The organism is Mycobacterium simiae, assembly GCF_010727605.1.
Classification (GTDB): Bacteria; Actinomycetota; Actinomycetes; order Mycobacteriales; family Mycobacteriaceae; genus Mycobacterium; species Mycobacterium simiae.
In genome coordinates this window covers 3,172,781-3,190,825 of the sequence record NZ_AP022568.1, presented here as the reverse complement: position 1 = coordinate 3,190,825, position 18,045 = coordinate 3,172,781, and the positions used below count along the sequence as shown (strand labels likewise).

Annotated in this window: 18 protein-coding genes; 5 read left to right on the top strand and 13 right to left on the bottom strand. The window is 64.4% G+C overall.

The genetic code is table 11. The features are described from left to right. The first annotated feature begins 10 nt into the window (after positions 1 to 10). Positions 11 to 280, top strand: coding sequence for a hypothetical protein (locus G6N33_RS14855; RefSeq protein ID WP_044508561.1), 270 nt, complete (start codon positions 11 to 13; stop codon positions 278 to 280). Between the two features lie 411 nt (positions 281 to 691). Beyond that, positions 692 to 2,266, top strand: a complete 1,575-nt coding sequence (locus G6N33_RS14850) for an LCP family protein (protein ID WP_081662096.1) — start codon at positions 692 to 694, stop codon at positions 2,264 to 2,266. Between the two features lie 33 nt (positions 2,267 to 2,299). Here G6N33_RS14850 and G6N33_RS14845 read toward each other — a convergent pair whose 3' ends face one another. The 3 genes from G6N33_RS14845 to G6N33_RS14835 form a co-directional block, all read right to left on the bottom strand. Beyond that, the gene (locus tag G6N33_RS14845) at positions 2,300 to 3,091 is read right to left on the bottom strand and encodes an SDR family NAD(P)-dependent oxidoreductase (RefSeq protein ID WP_044508563.1); all 792 of its coding nucleotides are present in this window, start codon (positions 3,089 to 3,091) and stop codon (positions 2,300 to 2,302) included. Positions 3,092 to 3,105: 14 nt separating this feature from the next. Then, positions 3,106 to 3,942, bottom strand: a complete 837-nt coding sequence (locus G6N33_RS14840) for an SDR family oxidoreductase (protein WP_044508564.1) — start codon at positions 3,940 to 3,942, stop codon at positions 3,106 to 3,108. Positions 3,943 to 4,061: 119 nt separating this feature from the next. Beyond that, positions 4,062 to 4,997 (bottom strand): enoyl-CoA hydratase, encoded by a 936-nt coding sequence (locus G6N33_RS14835; protein ID WP_044508565.1) that lies wholly within the window; start codon positions 4,995 to 4,997, stop codon positions 4,062 to 4,064. Between the two features lie 130 nt (positions 4,998 to 5,127). Here G6N33_RS14835 and G6N33_RS14830 point away from each other — a divergent pair, with 130 nt between their 5' ends. The 3 genes from G6N33_RS14830 to G6N33_RS14820 all read left to right on the top strand — a co-directional run bounded on the left by G6N33_RS14830 (position 5,128) and on the right by G6N33_RS14820 (position 7,459). Then, on the top strand, positions 5,128 to 5,292 hold the full coding sequence (locus tag G6N33_RS14830; RefSeq protein WP_090607062.1) for a hypothetical protein: 165 nt from the start codon (positions 5,128 to 5,130) through the stop codon (positions 5,290 to 5,292). Then, a complete protein-coding gene (locus G6N33_RS14825) occupies positions 5,293 to 6,786 on the top strand; it encodes an alpha,alpha-trehalose-phosphate synthase (UDP-forming) (RefSeq protein WP_044508566.1) in 1,494 nt (497 codons plus the stop codon). A gap of 94 nt (positions 6,787 to 6,880) precedes the next feature. Beyond that, positions 6,881 to 7,459, top strand: a complete 579-nt coding sequence (locus tag G6N33_RS14820; protein ID WP_044508567.1) for a hypothetical protein — start codon at positions 6,881 to 6,883, stop codon at positions 7,457 to 7,459. 8 nt (positions 7,460 to 7,467) lie between these two features. Here G6N33_RS14820 and G6N33_RS14815 read toward each other — a convergent pair whose 3' ends face one another. Genes G6N33_RS14815 through G6N33_RS14770 form a run of 10 tightly spaced genes read right to left on the bottom strand, consistent with a single transcriptional unit; the run spans position 7,468 to position 17,890 of the window. Beyond that, entirely contained in the window at positions 7,468 to 7,959 is a 492-nt protein-coding gene (locus G6N33_RS14815; protein WP_044508568.1) for a mammalian cell entry protein, read from the bottom strand. Continuing rightward, positions 7,959 to 8,648 carry a hypothetical protein gene (locus G6N33_RS14810; RefSeq protein ID WP_044508569.1) on the bottom strand — a complete coding sequence of 230 codons (690 nt, stop codon included), beginning with the start codon at positions 8,646 to 8,648 and terminating at the stop codon, positions 7,959 to 7,961. The genes G6N33_RS14815 and G6N33_RS14810 overlap by 1 nt, the downstream gene beginning before the upstream one ends. Continuing rightward, positions 8,648 to 10,324, bottom strand: a complete 1,677-nt coding sequence (locus G6N33_RS14805) for a virulence factor Mce family protein (protein WP_044508570.1) — start codon at positions 10,322 to 10,324, stop codon at positions 8,648 to 8,650. The genes G6N33_RS14810 and G6N33_RS14805 overlap by 1 nt, the downstream gene beginning before the upstream one ends. A 13-nt stretch (positions 10,325 to 10,337) precedes the next feature. Beyond that, positions 10,338 to 11,489, bottom strand: coding sequence for a virulence factor Mce family protein (locus G6N33_RS14800; RefSeq protein WP_044508571.1), 1,152 nt, complete (start codon positions 11,487 to 11,489; stop codon positions 10,338 to 10,340). Beyond that, a complete protein-coding gene (locus G6N33_RS14795; protein ID WP_101528711.1) occupies positions 11,486 to 12,934 on the bottom strand; it encodes a virulence factor Mce family protein in 1,449 nt (482 codons plus the stop codon). The genes G6N33_RS14800 and G6N33_RS14795 overlap by 4 nt, the downstream gene beginning before the upstream one ends. A 16-nt stretch (positions 12,935 to 12,950) precedes the next feature. After that, complete coding sequence (locus G6N33_RS14790) at positions 12,951 to 14,015, bottom strand: virulence factor Mce family protein (RefSeq protein WP_044508572.1); 1,065 nt, start codon at positions 14,013 to 14,015, stop codon at positions 12,951 to 12,953. Beyond that, on the bottom strand, positions 14,005 to 15,057 hold the full coding sequence (locus G6N33_RS14785; protein WP_044508573.1) for an MCE family protein: 1,053 nt from the start codon (positions 15,055 to 15,057) through the stop codon (positions 14,005 to 14,007). The genes G6N33_RS14790 and G6N33_RS14785 overlap by 11 nt, the downstream gene beginning before the upstream one ends. Then, positions 15,057 to 16,259 carry an MCE family protein gene (locus G6N33_RS14780; RefSeq protein ID WP_044508574.1) on the bottom strand — a complete coding sequence of 401 codons (1,203 nt, stop codon included), beginning with the start codon at positions 16,257 to 16,259 and terminating at the stop codon, positions 15,057 to 15,059. The genes G6N33_RS14785 and G6N33_RS14780 overlap by 1 nt, the downstream gene beginning before the upstream one ends. 16 nt (positions 16,260 to 16,275) lie before the next feature. After that, positions 16,276 to 17,118: an MlaE family ABC transporter permease gene (locus tag G6N33_RS14775; protein ID WP_044508575.1), complete on the bottom strand. Its 843-nt coding sequence runs from the start codon at positions 17,116 to 17,118 to the stop codon at positions 16,276 to 16,278. A gap of 7 nt (positions 17,119 to 17,125) precedes the next feature. Next, the gene (locus G6N33_RS14770) at positions 17,126 to 17,890 is read right to left on the bottom strand and encodes an MlaE family ABC transporter permease (protein WP_044508576.1); all 765 of its coding nucleotides are present in this window, start codon (positions 17,888 to 17,890) and stop codon (positions 17,126 to 17,128) included. Positions 17,891 to 18,045: the final 155 nt, after the last annotated feature.

Genomic DNA, 18,045 nt, shown 5'->3' with positions numbered 1-18,045 from the left:
TCCATCGGTTATGTATTCCGTACACACGAGGCATCCAGTGACTAAAGCTCCCGCCTTGATCGGAATCGTCCTGTCGCTGGTCCTCGCCGTACTCGCGCTGCCGACCAAACAACGGTGCGGCGGGCCGGGGCTCACCTGCGCCACCACGCTGGATACGCGCGGCTATGTTCACCATTACTACGAGGTCGAACCGATCGGTGTGTCCCTTGCCGAAATGATCACCGGGTCGAACATCCGTTTCTTCTACTATTCGGGCGAGGAACTGGAAAGAGCTCGGTAAACGAGCGCCCGCAGCAAACTCTATGGCGCAGCTGGCCCGGAACGCCCGCGGGCTGTTCTGTCGGCCTTACCCACGCCGCGCCAGCCTGCATCGCGGCCCGGTTTGTATCCGTACGGCGACGAGTTGGGATCGGTTTGGTCGGCCCTGAATTCCTCGCGAACCTGGTCCGCGACGTGCCCTGGCCGCGGGATCGCCGGATCATAACGAAAACACGCAGGTAGCGGCGAGATTACGGCCGGCGAGTCGGTTCGTGATGCCCGGTGACAACCGCCACAGTCGGCCGTTTCGGGCGGCCTTCGTGGGGGGCTTCACAGCAAGCTACCGCATACTTGACCTCATGCTTTTCGCGTCAGCACCGCAAACCGCCACGGCGGACCGCGGTGCTGCGCGGGTGACGGGCCGGAGTATCTGATGGGACGTTCCGGCGGCGCGCATCGCCGCCATCGGGCGGTTCGCCGACCCTCGCCGCTACGCCGGGGCGTATCGCGGGCCTTCATGGCATTGGTGTCCACGGCCGCGGTGCTGATGACCGGAGCGGGCTATTACGTGGCGCATGGGGCGTTGGGCGGCATTACCGTCTCCGACGCGTTGACCCCCGACGATCCGCGGTCCACCGGCGACAACATGAATATCCTGCTGATCGGCCTGGACTCCCGCAAAGACCAGAACGGCAACGATCTTCCCAATTCGATTCTCAAGCAGCTGCACGCGGGGGATTCCGACGACGGTGGCTACAACACCAACACACTGATACTCGTGCACGTCGGCGCCGACAACAAAGTGGTGGCCTTTTCGATTCCCCGCGACGATTGGGTCCCGTTCAACGGCGTCCCGGGGTACAACCACATCAAGATCAAAGAAGCCTATGGGCTGACCAAGCAGTACGTCGCGCAGAAGCTCATCAACCAGGGCATCAGCAGCCAAAAGGAATTGGAGACCAAAGGCCGCGAAGCCGCCCGGGCGGCGACATTGCGCGCGGTGCGCAGCCTGACCGGGGTGCCGATCGACTACTTCGCCGAGGTGAACCTGGCGGGCTTCTACGATCTGGCACAAAGTCTGGGCGGGGTGAATGTGTGCCTCAACCATGCGGTGTACGACTCGTACTCGGGGGCCGACTTCCCCGCCGGACCGCAGCGCTTGGACGCTTCGGAAGCGCTGGCCTTCGTCCGGCAGCGGCATGGCCTGGACAACGGCGACCTGGACCGGACCCATCGCCAGCAGGCCTTCATCTCTTCGGTGATGCGGGAGCTGGAGGATTCCGGCACCTTCACCAACCTCGACAAAATGAAGAGCCTGATGGCGGTGGCCCGCAAGGACGTCGTGCTGTCCGCCGGGTGGGACGAGGACATGTTCCGGCGGTTGGGCGAGATCGCCGGCAGTGCCGCGGCGAACCAGGTGGAATTTCGGACGTTGCCGGTGGTCCGCTACGACACCATCAACGGCCAGGACGTCAACATCATCGATCCCGTCGCGATCAGGGCGGAAATCGCGTCGGCCATCGGCGCCAACACTTCGACGAGTTCGTCGCCGACGACGGTCGCCAAGCCCAATCCGTCCACCGTGGTTGACGTCGTCAATGCGGGCAGCATGAGCGGTCTTGCCAGCCAGGTATCCCGCTCGCTGAAGAAGTACGGCTACACGCCGGGACAGGTCCGTGACCGCACCTGGTTCGATCCGACCGCCAGCACCGTCCAATACGGCGCAGGCGCCGAAACCGATGCCCAGAACCTGGCGAATCTGCTCGGTCTGGACGCGCCCAAACAACCCGATCCCAACCTCCAGCCCGGACACGTCCGGGTGACCGTCGACAGCAGCTTCTCCATACCGACACCCGACGAATCCATGGACGATTCGTACTCTTCCACGTCATCAACCACCACGACGACGAGCAAAAGCAGCAGCGGGTACGGCTACGGCACCAGCACCTACCCCACCCCCGATCAGGGCAAACCGATCGACGGCGGCGGCGTGCCCTGCGTCAACTAGCGGCATCACCCGGCGGTGGGCGCGAGGCGCCCGTCAAGCGTGTGTGCCGCCGTCCATCCGGATTTCGGTGCCCGTGATCCAGGCCCCGTCGTCGGACACCAGCATGGCGATCACGCCAGCGACGGCGGCGGGTTCGGCCATCCCCGCCCCGCTGGATTGCGCTGTCGTCGGAAGGATCGGCATCAACCGGGGAAACAGCGACCAGTCCGCGTCGGTGGGCAGGTAGCCGCCGGTGGCATCGGTGATCCCGGACTTGATGCTGCCGGGCGCAACGCAGGTGGCGCGCAGGCCGCCCTTCGCGTACTCCAGCGCCAGGGAATGAGTGAAGGCCTGGATGCCGCCCTTGCTCGCGGCGTAGGCCGCCATGTACGGGTGGGCGAAGGCCGCCGACGTCGAACTGAAGTTCACGATCGCGCTGCGCGGATTTGCCAGCAGCGCCGGCAGGGCCTCCCGCACCACCAGAAAGGTGCCGGTCAGGTTTACCGCGATGATCTGGTTCCACTGGTCGAGCGAGGTCTGGTGGGTATGCCACGCGCGCAGCACCCCAGCCGCATTGACCAGCGAATCCAGCCCTGCGAGCTGGTCGACCGCCGTGGCCACCCCCTCGGTGACCGAGTCCTCGTTGCTCACATCGATCGGCATCGTGGTGAGGCGCTCGCCGGTGCCGGCCCGCTCGGCGCTCACCCGGGTGCGGCTGAGCCCGTCGGTCGAAACATCGGCGGCCGCGACACGGGCTCCTTCGTCCAGCAACCGCAACGCGGTGGCCTGCCCGATGCCCGACCCGGCGCCGGTAATCAGAATCCGTTGTCCCTCAAGTCTTTTCATCTGGTTATCCCGGCTCAGACCACTCCGCGCAACGCGTCCTGACCGAACATCTGCACCATCATCGAGGAGTAGTCCGGGCCGCGGCGCAAGATGTGACCGCCGTCGACGTTGATGCATTGTCCGGTGATCCAGCCGGCCGCATCGCTGAGCAAGAACGCGGCCAGGTTCGCGACGTCCTCAACCTCTCCCACCCGGGGCAGCGGCGTGCACAGCGCATAGTCACCGCTGATCTCCGGTGATCCAATGACGCTCGCGTCAACGAGATCGGTGCGAATCAGACCCGGCCGAATGCTATTGACCCGCACCCACGACGGCCCCAATTCGTCGGCGGCCAACATCATCATGTGATCGATGGCCGACTTGGTGACACCGTACGGCCCGAACCACCGGTGCGTGTTGCTGGCCGCGATCGACGAAATCCCGACGAACGACCCACCGCCGGCGCGGACCAATTCGCGGCAGACGTGCTTGAGCACGTACATGGTGCCATTGACGTTGAGGTCGACGGTGTTTCGCCAAGCCTGCGAGTCGGTGTGGGTGATCGGACCGACCGTCAACGAGCCACCCGCGCAGTGCACCGCGCCGTTGAGCCGGCCGTGCCACGCGGTTGCGGCATCGACGGCGCGGGACACCTCGTCCTCCTTGGTGACGTCGGTGGGCTCGTAGCGGATCGCGCCGCCCTTGGCGGCCAACGGCTCCAGCTCTTCAACGGCACTGGCCAGCCGATCCGGGTTGCGGCCGACGATCATCACCGAAGCCCCCGCCGAGACGAGCCCAGCGGCGACGCCCTTACCGATCCCACTGCCGCCGCCGGTGATCAGGTACGTCCGGTCTTCGAAAGTAAGCTGCACGCGATAGCCTCTCAAACTGGAACAAGTTCTAGATATAGAAGCATGTGCCTTTCGCGTGAATATCGCTACCCCCGGTCTCGTTACCGGGAACCGTGGGGCGGAGCCCCGCGCGGTGGGAGTTACGGTGTGTCGCGGCGAGCGACCTTCGTCGGCTTGGCATTGCGCCAATCCTCGACGTGTGGAGGCTGGCCGACCGGCCACCGGTTCTCGTTGAACGCGGCCCAATGGGCGTGTCCGAGCAGGTGGACGTGGAACGCGTGCCGCAATGCTTCCGTATATCCCATCGCGTCGGAAGCGGCATTCACCGAATCCTTGATGAGCAGCGACGCCATCGTGGGACGCTCCGCAATACGACGGGCGAATTCCAGTGTCTTTTCCTCTAATTCGTCGACCGGGAACACCTTGGACACCATCCCCAGCCGATATGCTTCGTCGGCGTCCAGCGAATCACCAGTCAACAGTAGTTCTTTGGCCTTACGTGGACCGAATTCCCAAGGGTGGGCATAGTATTCGACACCAGGCATGCCTAGCCGAACCGCGACCACGTCGCTGAACTTCGCGTTGTCGGCGGCGACTATCAAATCGCAGGCCCAAATCAGCATCAGGCCGGCTGAAATGGCGTTGCCCTGGACCTGAGCGATCGTGATCTTACGCAGATCTCGCCAGCGGCAAGTGTTCTCGAAGAAAAAGTGCCACTCCTGGTGGTACAGCTTCTCCATGATCGGTTCATAGGTCGCGCCGTGCGAGCGGAAGGTCGGGTGCTGGCCCGGACCGGGCGTACGCTCAGCCAAGGCCTGCTCGGAACCCAGGTCGTGGCCGGCGGAGAAGTTCCTGCCGCGGGCCGCCAGGATCACCACGCGGACGGTGTCGTCGGCCTCGGCCCGCCCGAATGCCTCGTCGAGCTGAACCAGCAGGCCGCGGCTCTGCGCGTTGTGCGCGTCTGGCCGGTTCAACCAGATCCGGGCGATGCGACCCTCGTCAAGGGTTTCGTAGGCCACCAATTCCGGGACCTCGGCGTTGGCCGCCCCGGCGTCGGCTTGCTCGGAGACCGTCATTGCGCCCACCTCGTTCGTCGTTGATTCGCCTTGTTTACACATTACGGCGAGTATGTAAGCGGACCCGCGCCGGGTTGGCCGCTGGCCAAGACCGGTGCGAGCGAATATCGACGTCGCATACAGTTATGTCATGCCTACCAAATCTGATCCTGGCGAAATCGGGGACGTCGAGCCGCTGGCCGACAGCACCGCGAACCAGGCCAGGCGTGTCGTCGCCGCGTATGCGAATGACGCCGACGAGTGCCGCGTCTTTCTGTCCATGCTCGGTATTGGACCGGCGAAACTCGACGCATAAATGGCTTCCGGCGCAGACCCATCCTCGAAGAAAGCGGCGGGCGCCGAGAGCTTCGGGGACTCCGACTTCGTGGTGGTCGCCAACCGGCTGCCGGTCGATCTGGAGCGGTTACCGGACGGCACCACCACCTGGAAGCGCAGCCCCGGTGGCCTGGTCACAGCGCTGGAGCCGTTGCTGCGCCGCCGCAGCGGGGCCTGGGTCGGTTGGCCGGGCATCACCGATGACGAGATAGATGTCGGCGACGAGCCCATCGAGCAAGACGACCTTCAGCTGCACCCGGTGGGGCTGTCCGCCGACGACGTCGCGGAATACTACGAAGGTTTTTCCAACGCCACCCTGTGGCCGCTGTACCACGACGTCATCGTCAAACCGATCTACCACCGTGAATGGTGGGAGCGGTACGTCGATGTCAACCGTCGCTTCGCCGAAGCCGCGTCCCGAGCGGCCGCCCGGGGTGCCACCGTGTGGGTGCAGGACTACCAGCTGCAACTCGTCCCGAAGATGCTGCGCGAGCTGCGCCCCGATCTGACTATCGGCTTCTTCCTGCACATCCCGTTCCCGCCGGTGGAGCTGTTCATGCAGATGCCCTGGCGCACGGAGATCATCGAGGGCCTGCTCGGGGCCGACTTAGTGGGTTTTCATCTGGTTGGCGGCGCCCAGAATTTCCTGATTTTGTCCCGGCGGCTGGTTGGCGCCAACACATCGCGGGGCGCGGTCGGGGTGCGCTCGCGGTTCGGCGAGGTCGAGGTGGGTCACCGCAGGGTCCGGGTGGGCGCGTTTCCCATCTCGATCGACTCCGGCTCGCTCGATCAGGCCGCCCGCGACCGCAACGTCCGGCGCCGCGCCCGCGAGATCCGGGCCGAGTTGGGCAATCCCCGCAAGATCATGCTCGGTGTCGACCGGCTGGACTACACCAAGGGCATCGATGTTCGGCTGAAGGCTTTTTCGGAGTTGCTCGCCGAGGGCCGCGCGAAACGCGACGACACCGTGCTGATCCAGCTGGCGACCCCGAGCCGTGAACGGGTGGACAGTTATCGCCTGCTGCGTAACGACATCGAGCGCCAAGTCGGCCATATCAACGGCGAATACGCCGAGGTTGGTCATGCGGTGGTGCACTACATTCATCGCCCCGTCCCCCGCGACGAACTCATCGCGTTTTTCGTGGCGGCCGACGTCATGTTGGTCACCCCGCTGCGCGACGGCATGAACTTGGTGGCCAAGGAGTACGTCGCCTGTCGCAACGACCTCGGCGGTGCTCTCGTGTTATCTGAATTCACCGGCGCCGCAGCCGAATTGCGGCAGGCCTATCTGGTCAACCCGCACGATCTCGAAGGGGTCAAGGACGTGATCGAGGCGGCCCTGAATCAGACGGCCGAAGAGGGGCGGCGACGGATGCGCTCGTTGCGGCGCCAGGTGCTGGCCCACGACGTGGATCGTTGGGCTCGGTCATTTCTCGATGCGCTTGCCGAAGCGAATCCACCGGAAACCGGGTAGCGACGACCGAACCATGGTGTTGGCGCCGAAACGCTGTGATACTCGATGCAGCGTGCCGGCAACGGCGCGACGAGAGGGCGTGAGGGGAGGGATCGTGAAGGTCCGCCGGATACTGGCCGCCGGGGCTGGCGTAGTCTGCGCGGTAGCGATCGCAGTCGCGCTGGAATCGGGTAATCCGGCGCGCGCGCTGGGCCCGCCCGCAGATGGCAACTACACCTACAACGAGGCCGGGGTCTCGGGGGTTACCTGGACCATCACCGCGTTGTGCGATCAGCCGTCCGGGACGCGGAACATGAACGACTATTCCGACCCGATCGTGTTCGCCATGCAATGCGCGCTCAACATCGTCAGCTTCACCGACGAAAAGATCAGCGCCGCCGACAAGTTGCAGAACTTCACCGGTCGGGCCCGCATGTCGAGCATGCTGTGGACTTTCAAGGTCGAGAAGTCCGATGGCGTCGCATGTCCGGGTGGTGGCACCGCTCCCACCAGCGAGACTTGGGCATTCAGCGACGAAACCATGAGCGGGACCCACACCGTCATACACGGCGCCGTATGCGGGTTGCAGCCGTCGATGAAAAAGCAACCCTTCTCCCTGCAGATGACCGGGCCACCACCCAGCCCGATCCAGCGTTATCCGTTGTACTGCAACGGTATTGCGATGTGCTACTGATCGGTGGCTCAGATCGGGGTGATGTAGTTGATCAGCCACTCGTTGCCGATCTTCTGAAAGTCCACCCGCAACCGGCTGCCGTCGTAGAGCGGCTGTCGCGACTTGTCAGTCACGGTGCGGTTCATGTAGACCATCACCGACGCGGAGTCGCGCTTGGCCGACATAACCCCTGCGCCAACGACATTGGCCTGAACGACGACCTCACGCTTCTTGGCCTCGGGGATGATTTGGGCATTGGCGCTCTTCTGGAACTCCTGGCGGTAGGCGGGCGTCAGCAGCGGATACGCGGCGGCCAGACTGCGTTCCACGGTCTGGTAGTCATAGGCAAACACCTCGGGAACTTCCTTGGCCGCCAACTGCGGCAGCAGCGCCCGGGCAGTTTGCTCGCCGCGCGTCTGCACCCGGTCCCAGTAGAACCAGCCGGCCGCTGCGGACAATCCGACAACGGTCGCGATCGCCAGGTACACCGAGGCGGCAATCAGCCAGCGCCGCAACCGCATCAGTTGCCCCCGTCGGGATACTTCAGGTCGTAGCCCGTCATGTGGCCCTGCTCATCCTCGTGCACGATGACCCGCAGTCGGTACGGCATGGATGGCTTGTGGACGCCGTCGATGTCGGCCACCGTGACGCGCACGGACACCAGCACCGACGCGTTATCGGTCACCGCGTCAATGCCTTCCAGCGCGGCGCCGTTGATCACTGCCTCCGATGTCGCGTTGGTCGAGCGGAACAAGGCCTTGAGGTTTTCGATGTTGTTGTTGGCGCCCAGCATGCCGCGCAACGGACCGCTGGTGCCGTTGTAGAAGCGATTCACGCTCTCGTCGATGTTGTCCTGCTTGTAACTGAACATGTTGACGACCGTCTGAGTGGCGGTGTCGACGAAGCGCTGATCGCGGTCCTGGGCAGCCTGGGCATGCCGCTGCTGGACGACGAGCACGGTGACACCGGCGGCCAGCGCACCGATGGCTAGCAGCGCGGCCGCGAACGAGATCCAGCCGACCAGAACGCGGTTGGGCCTGCGCCGCGGCGGCGGCTTGACCGCCTTGAGCGTCTTGGCACGTGTCGGGGTTTCCTGCTTCGGCTCGGCGGGCGCGTCGAGCGCAATGGTTGCGGCCGCGCTCGGCTCGACCTTCGCCGGCCCCGCCGCCCGCGACGCCCGCCGACGCACCCGTGGTGTCGGAGAAGCCACTACATCGGCCTCGGATCAAGCATCAGGTCCACCCAATTCTCGGCTTTGGACGTGTTTGCGCCGGCCGCGAAAATACCAGTCCCTCCTGCCGGGTCCCTGAAGGCACCGGTATCCGGGTCATAGGTGGTGTATGCCGGCCCGCTGGCCTGCGGGCCCGGACCGGGCACCGGCGCTTGGGGCGGCGCCGGGGGTGGCAGCCACTTCGGATACGGGATCTGCGGCGGTACCGGGGGCACGCCGGGCGGTTGCCACGACGTGAACGGCGGCGGCGGTCCGTTGTCGTTGGGTGGCGGCGGTGAGTAGGCGGGCTGGTGGTTGGGCAGCGGGCCCGGCCCCGGCACCACACCCGGCGGTGGCGGGCCGACGATGGGTGTGCCGGGGTCCGGTTCGACCTCCGGCGGAATGTAGGGGAACTTGTTGGGTGGCAACGTGTTCAGCCCGTTCGTCTGCGGCGTGTTGTACGGCACCGGCGGACCGCGCCACGGGTTGCGGCCCACCGGCACGTAACCCTTCGGATCGCGGCACAGCTGAATCGTCGGAGCCCGCTTGCCCGGGAACTCCTGGCACGGATAGTTGCGCGCGCCCCGAACCGTACTGGGGTCGTTCTGGGCGACCTTGCAGTACAAATCGCTGGGGAGTTCGCGCAGCGTCTCGTCGGCGGGGGTACGCATCAGCGGTGGGGGCAGGAAGCCAACGGCACACGGCGGCGGGTCGTTGAGGTCGAGCTTGAAGTCCAGCTTGGCGCCCTCGTCCTGGGGCGCACCGCCGGCGGCTGTGGCGATCGCCGCGAACAATGCGGGCAAGACCACTAAGAGTTGTTCGATCGTCTTGTGGTAGATCACGCCCACCCGACCCAAATTGGCCAAGTTAGCGGCCAGGGCGGGAAACGACGGGCGGATGCCCGAAAACGCCGTGCTGGCTTCGTCGGTCGCACCCGGGGCGGTCGCCAACGTCGAGCGCAGCTGCGGGTCGGCTCGATGCACTTCGGAGGTGAACCGGGCCAACCCGTCGGACAGCGACTTGATGTCGGCACCGGCGCGAATCTGGGATTCCAGCAACGGGCCGGCCTGATCGATCAGCTGTGAGACCTGTGGATAATCCGCGTTGGCCTCGTCAACCAGCAATCGGGCCGATTCGAGCAACCGGGCCAATTCCGGCCCCGATCCATTGGCCGCCTGGAATGTCTCGTGCAGCAACTCCCGCAACCTGGTGTCGCCGAGGCTGTTGACCAGCGTCTCGGCCCGCTTCAACAGGTCGGAGACATCTTGGCCGATCCGGGTGTTGGCCCGATCGATCCGGGAGCCGTTGTGCAACTTGGTCGTCGCGGGATTGCTCGGCGGCACCAGGTCGATGTACTGCTCGCCGACCGCGGACACGCTCTTCACCGTGGCGACGACGTTGGACGGGATGGGCGTGCCGCTGTTGAGCCGCATTTGGGCGGTGACGCCGTTGGGGTTCAACCCCACCGCGTCCACCCGGCCGACCGCGACCCCGCGGTATGTGACGTTGGCGCTCTTGTACAGGCCACCACCCGCGACGAAATCAGCACTCACCTCGTAAGTTCCGAGTCCGAACGTGGCGGGCAGGCGCAAGTAGAAGATCGCCATGATGGTCAGAGTGATCACGGTGATCACGGCGAATATCCACAGCTGGATCCGGGTGAGTCTGTCAATCACGTCTGCGCCGCCCTCAGTGTGCTGCCGTGCCGGGCGGGATCTTGAACGGGTCGGCGGCCTGTCCGGACAGGTTCGCCAATTCACCGATCAAGAAGTCGGGCGGATTGAGGATCTCGGACATGTGCGCCATGTTCGGGTCGAAATAGGCCGTGGTGAAGAACGTTTCACCCAGCCGCCGCAAGGTGAGGTCGAAGGTGGTGAACACGTTGAGGTAGTCGCCACGCACCGCCTGCTTGATGCCGAAGTTTGGGAACGGAAAGGTCAGCAGCAGCTGCAGCGAGGTGACGAAGTTCTTCCGGTTGTCGTTGAGGGCCTTCACGACCGAGTACAGACCCTTGAGATCCTCGGCGAAGTCGGTCTTCGTCTCCGACAGCACGTGGGAGGTGACCGTCGCCAGCTTTTTCAGCGCGGCGAACGCCTCGACGATGTGGTCGCGATTCTTGTTGAGCACGCGCAACGCGTCCGGCAGGGTGTCCAGCGTTCGACTCAAGTTCTCCTTGTCCCGAGCCAGCGTGGCGGAGAACCGGTTCAGGCCGTCGATCGCGTCGATGATGTCACCGACCTGCCGGCTCAGTCCCGAGGTCAACTCCGCCAGCCTGGGCAGCAGGCCCTTGAATTGGTCTTGCCTGCCGGCCACCGCCTGATATGTCTCGTCCGTGATCTCTTCCAGGGCACCAAGATTGCCCTTGTTGACCACCACGCCGAGAGCGGAGAACACTTCTTCGGTGGTGGGAAAGCGACCGGTGTTGGATTCGCTGATCTTGGATCCGTCGACCAGCCGGCCGGTCGCCGGCTTGCCCTTGGGCGGGGACAGATCGATGTGCAACGAACCCAGCAGCGATGTCTGGGCGACCGTTGCGGTCGCGTTCGCAGGCAGGACGACATTCTTATCCAACGCCAATTTCACTGCGGCGTAGAAGGATCCGTCGCTGCGCTGCTCGGCGGAGATCCCGGAGACGCTTCCGACGGTGACATCATCGATCATCACCGGGGAGTTCTGCGGCAACGTCGCCACGTCGGCCATCTCGACGGTAACCGTGAAAGCGCCACCGCCGTGGCCGGCGGTCCCCGGCATCGCCAGTGAGTTCAGACCATCGAACTGGCACCCGGCCAGCAATACGCTGCCCGCCACCAAGGCACCGCCCCGCAACAGGATTCGCCTCATCCGCCGGACCCCTGACCGTTCTGCAGTCCCGCCGAAGGTCCCGGGGCAGGTCCGGAATTGGGGGCCGGGCCGGGCAGCGGGCCGAACGCTGAACCCGCATTCGGGCCGGGTCCCGGCGCGTTCGCCGGGCCCGGAGCACCCGGCGGTGGGGCGGCCGGCGGGGCCGTCGGCACCAACAGGGCCTGCAGGTCGGCCGGATTCTGCGTGGGGGCAGGCGCGGCGCCGCTGGCCGGCACCCACGTCAGCTGCGGGATCGGGGTCTGCGCCTTGGCTTGCGTTTGAGGGGTGTCGTAGATTATCTGCCCCTTGTACGCCGTGATCGTGTTGAGCGGGTGGAACATGATCGGCGGGTAGTTCACCGCCAGCCGGCGCAGCACCGGGCCCAGCCGCTCGCGGCACAGCTCGGCGCGTCGGTAGTAGTCGGGAGCCCTTGGGCCGCCAGCGGTTTCGAACGAGCCACCGCAGATGAACTGCACCGGGTTGGCGAACTCGGGGATTGACAGCAGACCGTTCAGCGTGCCCTGCGCCGGGTCATAGATGTTGTAGAAGTTCGCGATGCCGGGCCCCGCTACGTGCAGCACCTGTTCGATGTTGTCGCTCTGGTCGCTCAACGTCTTGCTGAAATCGTTGAGCTGGTTGACCGTGTCGATCAATGTCGAGTTGTTCTCGTGCAGGAAGCCGCGGATGTCGGACAGCGCCTGGTTGAGGGTGCCCAGGGTGTTGTCCAGGTGGCGCGAGCTGTCGGCGAGTACCTGGGAGACCGACGCGACATTTCCGGCGAACTGCACGATCTGCTCGTTGCTCTCCGACAACGCGTTGACCAAAACCTGCAGGTTCTTGACCGTGCCGAAGATGTCGCTGCGCGAATCCCCCAGCCGCCCGGCGACTTGCGAGAGCTCCCGCAGCGCACTGTGGAACGATTCACCCTTGCCGTCGAATGTGTTGGCGGCCTGGTTGATCGCCGCACCCAACGGCCCCTGCATGGAGCCGCTGGTCGGCCCGAGCGAGACGGACAGTTGAGTCAGCGCTTCCTTTACCTCGTCCCACTCCACCGGCACGGCGGTACGGTTCAGGTCGATGCTGCCGCCGTCGGGCAGCACCGCCCCGCCGGTGTAAGCGGGGGCGATCTGAATGAAGCGCGCCGCCACCAGATTTGGCGACATGACGACGGCCCGCGCATCATTCGGGATCTTCACGTCCTTGGGCACCGTCATGGTGATCTTGACGTCGGATGGCCGGGGCTCGATCGAGTCGATCGTGCCCACCGGGACTCCGAGGATGCGTACCTGGTCACCGGGATAGAGCCCGACCGCGGAGGTGAAGTAGCCGACGATGGTGCGGTTATTCGCTTGCGCAGTCAGCACATACACGCCACCCACCAGCACCGCGACCAACGCGATGATGGTGAAGTAACGCAACCCCCGGCTGCCGGCGAGCCTTCTCATGAGGCCAATCTCTGCATCATGGTGACTTCGGCCTGATGGTCCAGCGCTCCTGGATCAGCCCGCGCAGGTAGTCCGACAGGCTGGCCGGCAACTTACCCGGCTGATAGAAGAAGTCGAACATCGCGGCCAGCAGCGGCGCCGGGATCACCCCGTAGACGTTGACGTTGAAGCCCGGCCCGGAGCCCACCACCTCGCCGAGCTCGGTCGCGTAGGTGGGCAGCCGTTTCAGCGCCTCGGTGATGTAATCGCGGCGCTCGTTGAGATTGCTCAACACGTCGTTGAGCTTGCTGAGCGCCGGGCCGAATTCCTTGCGGTTGTCGGCGACGAAACCGGAGATCTGTGTCGACAAACCGCTGATTCCCGAGATCAGTTGCGCCAGTGCACCTCGGCGCTCATCGAGGGCGGCGAACAACTCGTTGCCGTCGTTCACCAGCTGGTTGACCTGATTGGCTCGGTCGGACAGCACCGCGGTTACCGACTTCGCGTGGGCCAGCAGGTTTTGCAATGCCTCGTCACGGCGGTTCAGGGTGCGCGACAACGAGGTGACCCCGTCCAGCGCGCCGCGCAATTCCGGGGTGGCGTCCTGCAACGTGTCGGTGAGCACGTTCAACGCCTGTTCGAACTGTGGTTTGTCCAAGTTGTTCGCATTCTGGCCGAGGTCCTCGAGGGCACCGGCCAGCGTGTACGGCGTGGTCGTGCGGCTGCGCGGAATGCTGGTCGCCTTGCCATGACCCGCCGGCGTGACCGCGATCGAGCGCTCGCCAAGGATGGTGTCGGTCCGGATCGCGGCCAACGACTGGTCACCCACGGCGATGTGGCGATCCACCGAGAACGTCACCTTGGCGCTGTCGCCGGCCAGACCGACTTCCTGCACCTTGCCCACCTTGACACCGGAGACGTAGATCGAATTCCCGGGCGTGATCCCGCCGGCGTCGCTGAAGTAGGCGTCGTACACCTTGCCCTGCGGGTAGAACGGCAAGCTGGCATAGCCGAAGGCGAGCAGCACAATACAGACCACCAGCACGACTCCGAATACCCCGGTGCGCAGTGGATCGCGTTCACGTTTCGGGTTATTTGACAAAGGCGCACCTCCCCTGGCTGGGATCCACCTGGCCACCGAGGGGCAGCAGAATGTCGCTGCCGGCCGGTCCGTTGATCTTGATGGTTACGGAGCAGAAGTAGATGTTGAAGAACGATCCGTATGCACCGAGCGCGGCCAGGCGCAGATAGTCCTCGCCCAATTGCTCGATGTCGTTGTTGACCTCGGCCTTGCGATTGTCGAGCTCGGTGGCCAGCGGCCGGGTATTTTCCAGGATGCCCTGCAGCGGCCGACGTGACTTCTGCAGCAGCTCAGTCAGATCCGTCGTCGTTGACGCCAGCGGCGGAATAGCGCCCGCGATCGAATCCTTGTTTTTGGCCAGCCCGGTGATCAGTTGTTGGAGCTGGTCCACGCTGGCCGAGAATTGGGCACTCTTTTGATCGATGGTGCCCAGCACCGTGTTGAGGTTGGTGATCGCGTCACCGATGAGTTGATCGCGCTGGCCCAGTGCCGTCGAGAAGGCGCTGGTGTTGGCCAGCACGTCCGACAACGCCCCGCCTTGACCCTGCAACAGCTCGATCACGGCGCCGCTGATCGTGTTGACCTTGTCCGCATCCAGACCCTTGAGCACCGGCTTGAGTCCGCCCAGCAGCGCGTCCAAGTCCAGCGCCGGCTGGGTGTGTTGGGCGTTGATCGTTCCGCCCGGCGGCAACTTGCGCAATTCCCCCGGCCCCGAGGTGATCTCCAAAAACCGGTCACCGACCAGGTTTTCGTACCGGATTACCGCGCGGGTCGATGAGTACAGCGTGTAGCGGCTGTCGATTTCGAATCCGACGTCGACGGTGTTGTCTGAGTTGAGTTTGATGCCTGTCACCGACCCCACCGGCACCCCGGAGATGCGCACCTTCTGGCCGGCCTTCAATCGGGACGCGTCGATAAACGTTGCATGGTAGGTGTTTTCATCCCCGAACCGGAAGTCGCCGAAAACCACCACCAGGCCCGCGGCAACGAGCAACATCGTGACGGTGAAAATGCTGACCTTGATCACCATCGACCGGTGCGACGGCATTTCCGAACCAACCATTAAAAGTCGTCCCGTTCCGCGAAGGCGCCGTGGAACAGGAACTGCAGCGTCGAGGGCGCGTCGACCTGGAGTTCGGTGAACGGCTCGTACGGGATATTGGCGTTGTCGGTGACCAAGAACTGCGAGCGGTAGAACGATCCGCCGTTCTGCTTGGTCGGGATGTCCGGCAACCCACGGCAATTCGGCCCACCGGAGGCGTTCACGATTGGCAGCGACTCGGGGTAGGTATACGACGGCGCACCCAACACGAAGTTCGACGAGGTGAACAGGCCGGCCTTGCGAACACCGAGTAGCGGGGCGAACTCCTTGATACCGCGCTCGATACCGCCGAATAGGCAACCGAATTCGGGCGAGTAGTCGGCGGCTACCTTGACCGGTGCGCGCAACCGATTGATGGCGGCGATCAAATCCTGCTCGGCCGGCGCCAAGGTGTCATAGGCGTTGTTGGACAGACCGATCGTCGCCAACAGTGTGTCGTTGAGGTTCTTCTGCTCGTCAACGACGGTCTTGTTGATGGTGGGCAGGTTGTCGAAGATCGTGTTCAGGTCCGGCGCCGCGTCGCCGTAGACGCCGGTGACGACGGCGGCCTTGCGGAAATCCTCCTGCAGGGTGGACAGCTTCGGATTCGCTTGCTCGGAAAGGGTATTCAATCCCGACAGCAACGCGCCGAGGTCGTCGCCGTGACCGCGCAGCCCCTCGGCGAAGGCGCTCAGCGTGCCGTTCAATTCGACCGGATCGACCTTGTGCAGCAGGTCGATCAGCGACTGGAACAACGTGTTGACTTCCAGTTGCACCGCGGAGGCTTCGACATGCGCATTGGGCCGCAGGGATGTCGGCGACGGCGTTTGCGGCGGAATGAATTCGACCGACTTGGCACCGAAGATGGTGTTGCCCGCGATGTGCACCGCCGCGTTGGACGGCACGTAATGCATATCGTCGCTGTTGATTGCCAGGGTAAGCCGCGCCTGGTCGTCGCCGTAGCTGATGTCGGTGACCTTGCCGATCTGGATGCCGCGGTATTTGACCTTGGCGCCCTTGTCCATCACCAGCCCGGCCCGCGGAGTTGCGACAGTGACGGTGTCGACCGAGGCGAACGCCGCCGTGTACGAGAGGTAGGTCAGCACCGAAAACGCCACCAACAAACTGGCCAGCAGCGCCGCTGCCAGCCGTACCGTTGTGCGTCGTGGATCGGTATCTGCCATGTATCGAAGCGGTCCCTTACCCGGAGAGGTTGAAGTTACCGGACGCCCCGTAGACGGCCAGCGAGATGAACAAAGTAATGACGACGACGACGATCAGCGAGGTCCGCACCGCCTGACCGACCGCGATGCCCACACCGACTGGCCCGCCGCCGGCGTTGTAGCCGTAGTAGGTATGCACCAGCATCACCGCGATGGACATCACAACGGCCTGCAAGAACGACCACAGCAGGTCCGACGGGATCAGGAAGGTATTGAAGTAGTGGTCATACAGGCCGGCTGACTGGCCATTGATGAACACAGTGGTGAAGCGCGCCGCGAAGAATGCGGCCAGCACCGACAACGAGTAGAGCGGAATGATCGCCACGAGGCCGGCGATCAGCCGAGTCGAGACCAGGTAGGACACCGAGTGCACAGCCATGCATTCCACGGCGTCGATTTCCTCCGACACCCGCATCGCGCCCAGTTGGGCGGTGGCCCCGGCGCCGATCGTCGCGGCCAGCGCAATGCCGGCGATCACCGGTGCGACGACGCGGACGTTCAAGAACGCGGACAAGAAACCGGTCAGCGCCTCGATGCCGATATTGCCCAAAGACGAGTAACCCTGGACGGCGATGACGCCACCAGAGGCCAGGGTCAGGAACGCGGCGACACCGACCGTGCCCCCGATCATCACCAGTGCCCCCGCGCCCAGCGTCATCTCGGCGACGAGCCGGATCGTCTCCTTGCGGTACCGGGTCAGCGCGTTGGGGACATAGCGCATGGTCTGGCCGTAGAACAGCGCCTGTTCGCCGAAGTCGTCGACCGGTCCCTGCAATCGGGCCGCGAAGGTGCGGAACCGGTACGTGAGGTCGTAGCTCATCGGGTGCTCACTTCGTCGAGAACCGCACGCCGATTGCGGTCATCACCACGTTGATGACGAATAGGCAGATGAACGCATAGACGACCGTCTCGTTGACGGCATTACCGACACCCTTCGGCCCGCCCTTGACCGTGAGGCCGCGGTAACACCCCACCAGGCCGGCCATCACGCCGAACAACAGCGCCTTGACCTCGGCAAGCACCAACTCGCGCAGTCCGGTCAACACAGTCAGGCCGTTGATGAATGCGCCCGGGTTGACACCCTGGAGGAAGACGGAGAATACATAGCCACCAGATAAACCGATCGCGCACACCAAACCGTTCAGCAGCAGTGCGACAACGGTCGACGCCAACACGCGGGGCACCACCAGCCGATGGATCGGGTCGATGCCCAATACCCGCATTGCGTCGATCTCTTCGCGGATGGTGCGGGCACCCAAATCGGCACAGATTGCAGTGGCCCCGGCCCCCGCGACGACGAGCACGGTGACCACCGGACCCAGCTGGGTGATGGTGCCGAAGGCCGTCCCGGCGCCGGACAAGTCGGCCGCACCGATTTCACGCAACAGGATGTTGAGGGTGAAGGCCACCAGCACGGTGAAGGGGATGGAGACCAGCAGCGTCGGGACCAACGACACCCGGGCGATCATCCACGTCTGATCCAGGAACTCGCGGAACTGAAAGGGCCGACGGAAGCTCGCACGGGCGGTGTCGATCATCATCTCGAAGAACCCGCCGACAGCACGGGCCGGGACGGCGAGTTGTGGGATCAACCCGACTCCCCCCTTTGCTGCTCACGGCGAAACCTGTGCGTCGCCTTTGCGTAGTCTTCGGTCGCACCCGGCTCCGTGTGAGCCGGATCATATTAACTCAGAAGAAGTTCACGGTTGTCAATGAACAGGTTCTAACTGCCCAATGCGTCAATTTC